The sequence below is a fragment of the Variovorax sp. MHTC-1 genome (assembly GCF_003984645.1).
Classification (GTDB): domain Bacteria; phylum Pseudomonadota; class Gammaproteobacteria; order Burkholderiales; family Burkholderiaceae_C; genus Variovorax.
The window spans coordinates 31756-43359 of the sequence record NZ_RWKI01000028.1 but is presented as its reverse complement, the minus strand read 5'-3'; the positions used below and the strand labels follow the sequence as shown (position 1 = coordinate 43359).

2 protein-coding genes are annotated in these 11604 nt (G+C 66.3%); both read left to right on the top strand.

What is annotated here, in order from left to right; all coding sequences use genetic code 11:
• The first annotated feature begins 218 nt into the window (after window positions 1-218).
• Window positions 219-866 carry a hypothetical protein gene (locus EJI01_RS25855; protein ID WP_126839979.1) on the top strand — a complete coding sequence of 216 codons (648 nt, stop codon included), beginning with the start codon at window positions 219-221 and terminating at the stop codon, window positions 864-866.
• Between the two features lie 35 nt (window positions 867-901).
• Window positions 902-11599: a DNA/RNA non-specific endonuclease gene (locus EJI01_RS25850; RefSeq protein ID WP_126839978.1), complete on the top strand. Its 10698-nt coding sequence runs from the start codon at window positions 902-904 to the stop codon at window positions 11597-11599.
• The last annotated feature ends 5 nt before the right edge of the window (window positions 11600-11604 follow it).

Sequence of the window (11604 nt, the reverse complement as noted above, 5' to 3'; positions counted from 1 at the left end):
GGGCGTGATCGGACTGCGCGGCGCCGTGAAGGGCCTGAACTACGACCTCTTCGTCGGCGCGCCGATCAGCAAGCCCGAGGGCTACCGCACGGCCAGTACGACCGCCGGGTTCAACCTCAACTTCAACTTCAACTTCTGAAAGCTTTGCTGTGAACCCGTTTTTTCTTCGTGTGATTTCGTGTCTTGCGGTCGTGGGGCTAGCGGGTTGTGCGGCGCGCATGCCCCTGGACAGCAAGACAACTCAGCTCGATCTGGACAAGCAATCGTATGTGCTCGCCAGCCTCGAGATGTCGCAGCGCGACAGCACGCGGCTGGTGCCGTGGCCGCTGGCGGTGAGAGTGCTCCCGGCCGGCGCGACCTCCGCCCGCGACTCGATGCCATTCAAGATCGATGAAGAAGGCATGGACTATGGGGACGGCTCGCGCTATGTGGCGCTGATTCGAATCGCGTTGCCCCCCGGGAAGTACAGCTTTGCCGGCGCTTTCGGACAGATCAAGAAGTTCCCCGTCAATGGAACCTGGCATCTGCCGCTGGGGCTGGCCTTCGAGCTTCCCGAAAGATCGGTGATGTATGTCGGGCGCATCAGCGCGGAACTGCGGCCCAAGAAGGATCACGAGTTTCGCGCCGGCAGCGTCATTCCCTTGATCGATCAGGCCGCGACCGGAATCTCGGGCGGAACCTTCGACGTGGTCGTTGCGGATCGCTCGGGCATCGACCTGGAAGCGTTCCGTTCGAATTTCCCGGCGATGAAGGGCGTGGAGATCAAGACATCCGTCCTCCCGCCATTCGACCGAAGCTCCATCGACCGCGCCTACAGCGGCGTCGAGAAGCCAGCCACGGCTTCATCCGTGTCCGCGGCGCAGTAGTCGCGCTGCTTATCGAGCGACCTCGGGGAAAAAAGATGAACAAGCACCTTCACCGCATCGTCTTCAACGCCGCTCGCGGAGTTCGTATGGCCGTTCAGGAGACGGTTAGGAGCGCGGGCAAGGCGACGGGGGCGACCTCGGGCGTGGTGGCGACCACGCTGGCTGGCCTGCTGGCCGTTGCACCGGCGCCGGCGCAGATCGTCGGCGCGCCGGGCGTGGCGCCCAACCTGCGGCCCACGGTGCTGCTGGCGCCCAATGGCGTGCCCCTGGTCAATATCCAGACGCCCAGCGCAGCCGGTGTCTCGCGCAACCTCTTCCACCAGTTCGACGTTCAGCGCAATGGCGCCATCCTCAACAACAGCCGCACCGATGTGCAGACGCAGTTGGGCGGCTTCGTCCAAGGCAATCCCTACCTGGCGACGGGCCCGGCGCGCATCATCCTCAACGAGATCACGAGCGGCAACCCGACGCAGCTGCGCGGCTACGTGGAAGTCGGCGGCCAGCGGGCCGAGGTGATCATCGCCAACCCGGCGGGCATTGCGGTCGATGGCGGCGGTTTCATCAACGCCAGCCGCGCGACGCTCACGACCGGCACGCCGCAGCTCAATGCGCAGGGCGGGCTCGACAGCTATGTGGTGCGCGGCGGCGCCATCAGCATCGATGGCGCCGGGCTCGATCTGAGCCGCACCGACTACGCGGCCATCCTCGCACGCGCCGTGCAGGTCAATGCCGGCCTCTGGGCCAACGAGCTCAAGGTGGTGACCGGGGCCAACCAGGTCTCGGCCGACCACGGGCAGATCAGCCCGACGACGGGCACCGGCCCCACGCCCACCTTCGCACTCGATGTCGCGCAGCTCGGCGGCATGTACGCCAACAAGATCATGCTGATCGGCACCGAGGCCGGGCTGGGCGCGCGCAATGCCGGCACCATCCAGGCGGCGAACGGTGCGGGCACGCTGGCCGGTGCCGGCCAGCTCGTCGTCACCGCGGCCGGGCGGCTGGAGAACATCGGCACGCTGCAGGCGAGTGCCGGTGCCAATCTGAATGCCGACAGCCTGGCCAACAGCGGCCGCATCGCCGCCGGCGGCGAACTCAAGATCGCGACGCAGGGCACGCTCGGGAACGCGGGCGGCACGCTCGAAGGCCCGAGGGTCGAATTCGCGAGCGCGGGCGGCGACATCGACAACCGCGGCGGCACCATCCGCCAGACCAGCAGCGTCGGCCTGACGGTGGCGGCACCGAGCTTGAGCAATACCGCGGGTGGCGTGATCGGGGCGGAGCCGATTCCCGAGGCGCCTGCGCAGCCCAATCCCGGCACAGGCACGGGCGGAACAGCCACCGGCGGCACCACGGACCCCGGCACGCCGACCACGGGCGATGGTGGTGGCACTGGCACTGGCACTGGCACCGGCACCGGCACCGGCAGCAGCGGCGGCACGGCGCCGTCACAGCCCTACGTGCCTCCCGCCCCCGGCAGCCTCACCGCCGCCGGCGCCATCCTCAACGATGGCGGCCGCATCTATGCAGGCGGCCCCATCGCCCTGCAGACGCCGCAGATCAACAACAACGGCGGCTCGCTCGCCACGACGAGCCTGGCTGTCGGCGGCCCGAGCTTCAGCAACGTGGGCGGCACGGTCAACGTTGCGAACAACTTCAGCGCCCATGTCGACCGCTTCGACAACACCGGCGGGAGCCTGCGCGCAGGCAGCCTGAACATTGCCGCGACCGGCGACGTGGTCAACCAGGACGGCAAGCTCGAGAGCAACAGCGATGCGAGCTTGAGCGCCGGCGGCGCGCTCGACAACGCGCGAGGCACCGTCTCCGCGGCAGGCAGCTTGACGGCCAATGTCAGCGGCGCACTCGACAACAGCGCCGGCACCCTGCTGGCGAACCAGGGCGTTGCCCTCGATGCGCAGTCGCTCGACAACAGCAAGGGCAGCATCCAGTCGGCCACTGCCGGCACGCGGCTCACGGTGACGAATCAACTGCAGAACGCACAAGGCACGATCGGCGCGGCCACGGACCTGTCGATCCAGGCGGGGAGCCTGAGCAACAGCGGTTCGCTGCGCGGCAGCAACGACACCAAGATCGACGTGGCCGGCGCACTCGTCAACGACGGCAGCATCACGGCCGGGCGCCACGCGACCGTCACCGCCGGCAGCCTGCAAAGCACCAGCGTGCTGGGCGCCGGCATCCAGGCCGATGGCAAGCTCGGCAGCGCCGGCGATCTGAGCGTGACGACCACCGGCGCGTTGGTGGCCACCGGCACCCAGCTTGCCGCGGGCGATGCCGTGCTGCAGGGCGCGAGCGTGGACCTGTCATCCAGCACCACCAGCGCGGCGAACATCGCACTGACCGCCACCCAGGGCAATGTCACCACGAGTGGTGCGACGGTCGCCACGCCGGGCACGCTGAGCGTGACCGCCAAGGCGCAGTCTGCTCAAACGCTGGTGAACGATGCGGGCATCCTCAATGCCGGCCAGCTCGACCTCCACGTCTCCAACATCGCCAATACGAACGGCGGCGAGATCGTGCAGACCGGCACCGGCGCAACCACCATCGCGGTGTCGGGCTCCCTCGACAACAGCGGCGGCACCATCGCAAGCAACGGTGCCACCACCATCGCGGCGGGCAGCCTGGGCAACCAGGGCGGCACCATTCGTGCGGCCGAAGACTCCGATCTCGCGCTGACGGTGACGGATCTGCTGGACAACAGCCAGCAGGGCGAGATCGGCGCCGGCGGCAACATCACGATCCATGCGGGCCGCCTCGGCAACGACGCCGGGCGCATCACCGCGGTGGGCGACGTGTCCAGCACAACGACCGCTGCCACCAGCAACGCCGTTGGCACCATTGCTGCCAACGGCAACACGACCCTGAACGCCGGAAGCCTGAACAACAACAAGGGCACCATCTCCGGGCTGGGCAGCGTGACGGCAAGCGTTCAGGGCGCAGTGATCAACAACACGGGCACCCTGATCGCCAACCAAGGCCTGACGCTCCATGCCGGCGCGCTGGACAACGCGCAGGGCACGATCCAATCGGCACAGGCCAGCGCTCGGCTGAACCTGGGCGGAGCGTTGACCAATGCCCAAGGCCAGATCAGCGCGGCGACCGACCTGAGCATCCAGGCCGGCAGCCTCGCCAGCAGCGGCAATTTGCGCGGCAGCAATGACGCCACAGTCACAGTGGTTGGGCAACTGGCCAACGACGGCAGCATCACGGCCGGCCGCCATACGACGATCAATGCTGGCAGCCTGCAGAGCAACAGCACCGGTGTGCTCGGCGCTGGCATCCAGGCCGATGGCAAGCTCGGGGGGGTGGGCGATCTACACGTGACGACCACTGGTGCACTGGTGGCCGCGGGCACCAACCTCGCCGCCGGCGATGCCGTTCTGCGAGGCGACGACATCGACCTGTCCTTCAGCAACACCAGTGCCGCCAACGTTGCGCTCACCGCCACCCAGGGCAACGTCGCTACGAGCGGAGCAACCATTGCCACGCTGGGCGAGCTGAGCGTGACGGCCAACAGTCAAAGCAGCCAGACGCTCGTCAACCAGGGCGGCAAGCTCAATGCCGGCCGACTGAGCCTGAGCGTCTCGAATCTTGTTAACACCAATGGCGGCGAGATCGTCCAGACCGGCACCGGCGCGACGACCATCGCCACCTCGGGTGCCATCGACAACACCCAGGGCCGCATCGCCACCAATGGCCAGGACCTGAGCCTCTCGGCCGCGAGCTTCGCCAACAGCGGCGGCAAGATCGAGCACGCGGGCAGCGGCGCCCTGAGCATTGGCGGCGGCAGCTACAGCGGCGCCAACGGCCAGATCACTGGCAACGGCGCGCTGATCGTCAACCTTGCGGGCGACTTCAACCAGGACGGGGGCCACACCTACGCCAAGCAGATCACCATCGATGCCGGCGCCTTGAGCAACCAGGGTGGCAAGATCGTCCAGGGCGAAGCGGGCGCCACGCGCATCACGGTGGTGGGTGCCTTGAACAACAACGCCGGCACCATCGCGAGCAACGGCAACACCGCCGTCGCCGCGGGCAGTCTGAGCAACCAGGGCGGCACCCTCCGTGCGGCCGAGACTTCGAACCTCGGCCTGACAGTCGACGGCATGCTGGACAACAGCAGCAAGGGAGAGATCGTCGCGGGCGGCAATGCCACGCTGAATGCCGGCAGCCTGAACAACAACGCCGAAGGGCGTATCACCGCGGTCGGCGATCTCAGCGCGACCGTTGCCGGTACCCTGACCAACGTCGACGGCACCTTGGCCGCCAACGGCAACACCACTGTCGAAGCCGCCAGCCTGGACAACACGCGCGGCATCACCGCGGCCGTCAACGGCGACCTGCGCGTCACCACCGCAGGCATCACCGACAACAGCACCGGCAAGCTGCAAGCAGGAGGCGACGTCGCGCTCGCCAACGGTGGGCTCGTGAACGCCGGCGGCAAGGTGGGCGGCGACAGCCTCTCGGTCGACACCCGCGGCAACGCGCTGAACAACACGCAGGGCACGCTGGCGGCGACGCAGGGCGTCGACCTGAAGTCGGGCGTGCTCACCAACACCGCCGGCCTGATCCAGTCCGGCGGTGCGATGCGCATCGACACCAATGGCCAGGCGCTCATCAATACTGCAGCCGCCAGCTACGACAACAAGCAGGGCGGCATCACCAGCGGCGACACGCTGACGTTAAGCACCGGCGCCGTGAACAACACGGCTGGCTTCATCGGCGCGAAGGGCGCGCTGAGCGCCAGCACGCAAACCTTTACCAATGCCACCGGCGGTATGGTGCTCGGCCAGGGCGCGGTGGCCATCCACACCAATGGCGCCGGCTACGACAACCGCGGCGGCCAGACGCAGGCCATCGGCGACCTGCGCATCGATGCCGGTGCGATCGACAACACGGCCAGCCTGATCCGCTCGCTCGCGACGACGACGCTGAATGCGGGCACGCTGGCGAACGCCAGCACGCAGGGCGCCGAGCAGGGCATAGAGGGCCAGAACGTGGCCCTCTCGACCGGCAGCCTGAACAACAACACCGGTGCCATCCGCGCCGACGTCAACGCCACCATCACCAGTGGCGGCAGCGTCGACAACACTGCAGGCCTGATCTCCGCCGGCGACACGCTGACGATCAAGGATCCGAGTGCGGCCAATCCCGCGGCCAAGACGCTCGACCTGGCCAACACGAACGGCACGCTGGTGGCGGACAAGACCCTGCGGATCGATGCTGCCCGGTTCAGCGGGGACGGCCGGGCCGTCTCGGGCCAGGACCTAAGCATTGCCCTGTCGCAGAACATCGTCAACAACGCCGAGGTGGCCGCCAACGGCAACCTGACCTACACCACCACCGGCGACTTCATCAACAACGGCAAGCTGCTGGCAGGCGAGACGCTCACCGTCGGCGGCAACAACGTCGAGAACACCGCCAATGCGGAGATGGCGGGACTGAACACGACCGTCAACGCCGCTGGCACCCTGACCAATCGCGGCTTGATCGACAGTAACGGCGCCACGCAGATCAACGCTGGGATCGTCAACAACGTGGGAACCGGCCGCATTTACGGCGACCGAATCTCCATTGCTGCCGGGACGCTCAACAATGACGCCGAAACCGCAAACGGCGTGACCAAGGCGGGCACCATCGCCGCGCGCTCAAGTCTCGATATCGGGGCCAACACCATCCGCAACCGCGAGCATGCGCTGATCTTCAGTGCCGGCGACATGTTCATCGGCGGTGCGCTGGACGCCAACCGCTACGCCACGGGCCAGGGCGCCACGCTCAGCAACCACAGCGCCACCATCGAATCGCTGGGCAGCATGGCCATCGCCATGGGCGCCATCAACAACTGGGACATCCATTTGCAGGTGGGGCAGCAAAGCACGCATTCGACCACCTCGATACTCGCCACCATGGACGGCAAGTCCTGGGACCGTAGCGACACCTGGGGCGATGACGCCAGCCGCTACGTGTTCCATCGCAACGCCGACGGCTCCGTCGTCGTCGTGGGACAGGGCTGGGGCATCTGGGACAGCACCATCGACGCCACTACCGACTACGCCACGCACACCGACCCGGCGCGCATCGTGGCCGGCGGCAACATCGACATCAACGGCTTCCTCCACAACCGCGACAGCCAGGTGCTCGCCGGCGGCACCCTCACCGCCGCAGGCTCCAAGAACGAGGCCACGCAGGGCACCAAGACCTCCACCGTCACCACGCTTGTCACCGGGTACATGGCCAGCAAGCCGGGCACGGGTCCGAACAACTTCACCGTGCTGGGCCCGAACACGACGACCGACACCATCAACGTCGGCAGCGTCCGGTATGAGTCCAACTACCTTGGGATCAGCGGCTCCGCACCGGCTTCGGCAACTGGTGCGGCCGTGAATGCCAATGCGGGCGGCACCGGCGGCGTGAACGGCGGCCCGCGCCCCGGCACCATCGTCGAAGTCCCGGCCAACGTGGGCGGGGTCGCCAAAACCTCGGGCAGCAATGCCGGCGCCGCCGACGGCCTCGGCGGGCCTGGCGGCACCACGTCCACGCAACCGAGCGGCGCCGACGCCACCACCGTGGATGCAACGGGCAGTGCCGGTGGCAGCACCGCATCGAGCTCCGGGGCCGGGGCGAGCCGGACCATTCCGATGGTCGTTCGCACCAGCACGCCCAACACGTCGGTGCCCACCGCCAGCCTCTTCAACACACGCCCCGACCCCGGCAGCCGCTACCTGATCGAAACCGATCCGCGCTTTGCCAACTATCGCAACTGGCTCGGCAGTGACTATCTGCTCGACAAGCTGGGACTGGACCCCGACACCATCCAGAAGCGACTGGGCGACGGCTTCTATGAACAGAAGCTCATTCGCGAGCAGGTCGCCCAGCTCACCGGCTACCGCTATCTCGACGGCTTCTACAACGACGAGGACCAGTACACCGCGCTGATGAATGCGGGGGCTACCTTCGCGCAGCAATACGGCTTGCGCCCCGGCATCGCGCTCACAGCCGAGCAGATGGCGCAACTCACCAGCGACATCGTCTGGTTGGTCGAGCAAACCGTCACCCTGTCCGACGGCAGCACGCAGCAGGTATTGGTGCCGCAGGTCTATGTGCGTGTGCGCCCGGGTGACATCGACGGTTCGGGCGCACTGCTCAGTGCGGACGCCGTCAAGATCAAAAGCAGCGGCGACGTGACCAACACCGGCACCATCGCAGGCCGCACCTTGGTGAGCATCAACGCCGACAACATCAACAACTTGGGCGGGCGCATCAGCAGCGGCAATGTCGCCCTGGATGCCGTCAACGATCTGAACAACATCGGAGGGACGATCGATGCGCGCGACAGCTTGTCGCTCAAAGCCGGGCGCGACATCAATGTCCGCACCACGACCACCACCAACAGTGTCGGCCTGAACAGCACCACCAGCATCGACCGCGTGGCGGGCCTGTATGTGACCAACCCCGGCGGCACGCTGGTGGCCAGCGCGGGCCATGACGTGAACCTGATCGGCGCCATCCTCGAGAACAAGGGGCCGGGCGGCTTCACCTCGATCAGCGCGAAGAACGACATCAACCTGGGGACGGTGCGCGAGTCCACGACCGTCGTGGGCATGGGCATCGGCAGCAACAACTCGATGAGCGCGTCCTCCTCGCGCGAGCTCGGAACCACCATCACGACCAATGGCACCACCGTCCTCAAGGCGGAGCGCGACATCAACGCACGGCAAGCCACCGTGGATGCCGGCAAGGGCCTCTTGAGCGTGCAGGCCGGGCGCGACATCAACATCGCGTCGGGCCAGGCGCAAACCTCCGGCAGCTTCTCTGCGCAGTGGACCGACAAGGGCGTGACGCGCAGCACCGACAACAAGCTCAGCAGCGAGTTCGCCAACAGCACCAGCATCGGCAGCAGCTTCTCGGGTGGCCTCGTTTCGCTCGCTGCGAAGAACGACATCTACATCGAGGGCTCCCACATCAGCGGCACGCAGGGCGTGATGATCGACGCCGGGCGAGTCTTGAGCATCGTCGAGGGACGCAACACCACCTATTCCTCAGCCGAACAGGACCGCAAGACCAGCGGCGTGAGCGGCTTGCTGGGGATGGCGGTGGGCGCGCCGATCACCCCCGTCTTGCCCTTCTCCAAGGGGAGCACCACAGGCATCGAGCTGCAATCCGATACCGCTTCCGCCAGCACCATCACCAGCAGCCAGGGCGGCGTGCTGCTGCAGGGCGGCACCGTGAACATGGTGGGCGTGCAGGTCGATGCCGCCAAGGACATCACCATCAACGGCGGCCAGGTCACCATCCAGGCGGCCACCAACACCAGCTCGGTCACCGGCACCAGCAGCACCAGCGGCAAGGGCCTGACAGCCAACCAGTTTATCTGGCACGACCCGAGCACCGGCATCAACGCGAAGCGGACCATCACCACCGAGATCCAGGACAGCACGCTCACGCGTACCACGCTCAATGGTGCCAACGTGACCATCAGCGCCGCCGACACGCTCGCCATGTTCGGCACCACGGTGAACACGCCGGGCACCCTCGCGCTCAACGCGGACACCCTGCTCCTGGGCACGCAGACCACCGAGCACAGCCAGAGCGAAACCAGCCAGGGGCGCGACCTCGGCTACCAGAAGGCGAAAGACAAAGGCACGCAGGACCAGACCACCCACTACAACCAGTTCAATGTCGGCAACCTGGCGGTCAACGCCAACCAGGTGCAGGCCGGACTCGGCGCGAGGGACAGCCTCGAACAGCTCGCCAAGCAGCCCGGCATGGGCTGGGTGGAGCAACTCAACAACGACCCGAAGCTGCAGGGCAAGATCGACTGGGTCAGGGTCGAGGAAGCACATAAGAACTGGAACCATGAGCAGCAGGGGCTCACGCCGGAGGGCGCGGCCATCGTGACGCTGGTGGTGGCGTACTTCACGGCCGGGGCCACAACTGGCGCAGGCGAGGCTGCGGGCAGTTCGCTGGGGGCCGCCAACTCGATAACGCTCTCGAACGGCACCCTCTTTGTGGGCCAGGGCCTGTCGACTTCCGGCGCCGTCATTGCGGGCGCCACCACGGCCGGCCTTACGGCACTGGCCAGCCAGGCGGCCGTGGCGCTGATCAACAACCAGTTCGACATTGGCGCGACGCTGGACGATCTCGGATCGAGCTCCAGCGTCAAGAACCTGCTGACGGCCATCGTCACGGGCGGGGTGCTCCAGGGGCTGGATCTCAACCCTACCGGCTTGCCGACCGTTGGCGGTGGTACTCAGCAGTTCATGACGCAGTTGGGCCAGAACCTCACCGCCGGCGCCGCGAGAGCGGTGATTGGCACGGCCATCAACGGCGGCAGTCTTGAGGAGAACTTAAAGGAGGGGCTCAAGTCGGCCATCCTGGACACCATCGCTGCGCAAGGTGCCAATGCGATTGGTGACAACCTCGACGGCTTTGCCAACAAGGTGGCGCACGCGATCGCGGGGTGCGTGGTTGGGGCGGCCAAGGCCGATAGTGCGAGCGGATGTGGGGCCGGTGCGCTCGGTGCAGCGATTGGTGAGATCGCGGCCGAGGCCTACGGGCGCCAAGCCGACACGGTGCAGTTCGCCGGACTCATGAGTGGCCTCGCAGTTGCCGTCACGGGCGGAGATGCAAGCCAGATCAATATCGGCAGTCAGGCGGGGAGCAATGCTGCGGCGAACAATTTCTTGGCTCACGACGAAAACCAAGCCAGAAAGAAGGCCATCGTTGCTTGCAATAGCGGAGATGACGCAGCCTGCGCCGAACGCGACGCGTGGAATGCCAAGGACAAGGCACGCGACGACAAGCTGCGCGCGGCGTGCTATGCCGATGGTGCGAGCCAGCAATGTGCTCAATGGATCAGCTTTGCGAAGGCGGCGGAAGCCACGTACCGAAGCACGCCGGACAACGCTTCGCTGCGCGATGAAATCCGCTTCGGCATGTACTCGGATGCGGCAGAGCGAACCGAAATCCAGCGGCTTATCAACAGCACCCCTCATGCGACCCCAATGGGCGCGCAGGGCGAAGCAGTTCTCAGATCACTGGCCGAGCTCACGCTCGATCTAACGCCCGTCGTCGGGGACATCAAGGGGCTCTTGGAGGCCGAGACGCCGTTCGACTACACCCTGGCGGTAGTGGGTGCCCTAGGGCCGATGGGCGATGCGGCCAAGCTACTGATCAAAGAGGCCAAGGCGCTGTTGGATGCCGGCGATGCGGCTGGCGCGGCAGTAAAACTGGCGGACGCGCAAAGCACGATCAAGGCGACCGTGGGCAGCAAGGGCGCGTGGGACACGGCATTGAACGGTCAACTCAAGCCCGGAGCGGTCTATGAATTGAGCAACGGACACAAATACGTCACCGATGCTTCTGGCCGGGTGGACAAGGTCGAGGGCACGTTGGCGCTGAATGCAATGGACCGCAATCCCTATCAGCAGTGTGCTGCTGGAAAATGCGGTGCAGCAAAGGACGAGGGCGGTCATTTGATTGCCTCCAGCCTGGGGGGCGCAGGTGACAGAATCAACATCGTGCCGCAGGCGTCCACGCTGAATCGGGGTGACTGGCGAGCGATGGAAAACGAATTCAGAAATGCGCTCAAGGAAGGAAAATCTGTGACGGTGAAGATCGATGTGGGCTATCCGGCTGGGGGAGGGGTCAGACCGAACGCTTTTCTTGTCGAGGCGACCGTCGGAGGTGTTATCAAACGTTTCCCTTTCACGCAATAGAGGCT

Excerpts from the sequence above, each read along its gene's own strand:
- EJI01_RS25855 (WP_126839979.1), top strand. The coding sequence starts at position 219 with ATGCCCCTGGACAGCAAGACAACTCAGCTCGATCTGGACAAGCAATCG.
- EJI01_RS25850 (WP_126839978.1), top strand. The coding sequence starts at position 902 with ATGAACAAGCACCTTCACCGCATCGTCTTCAACGCCGCTCGCGGAGTT.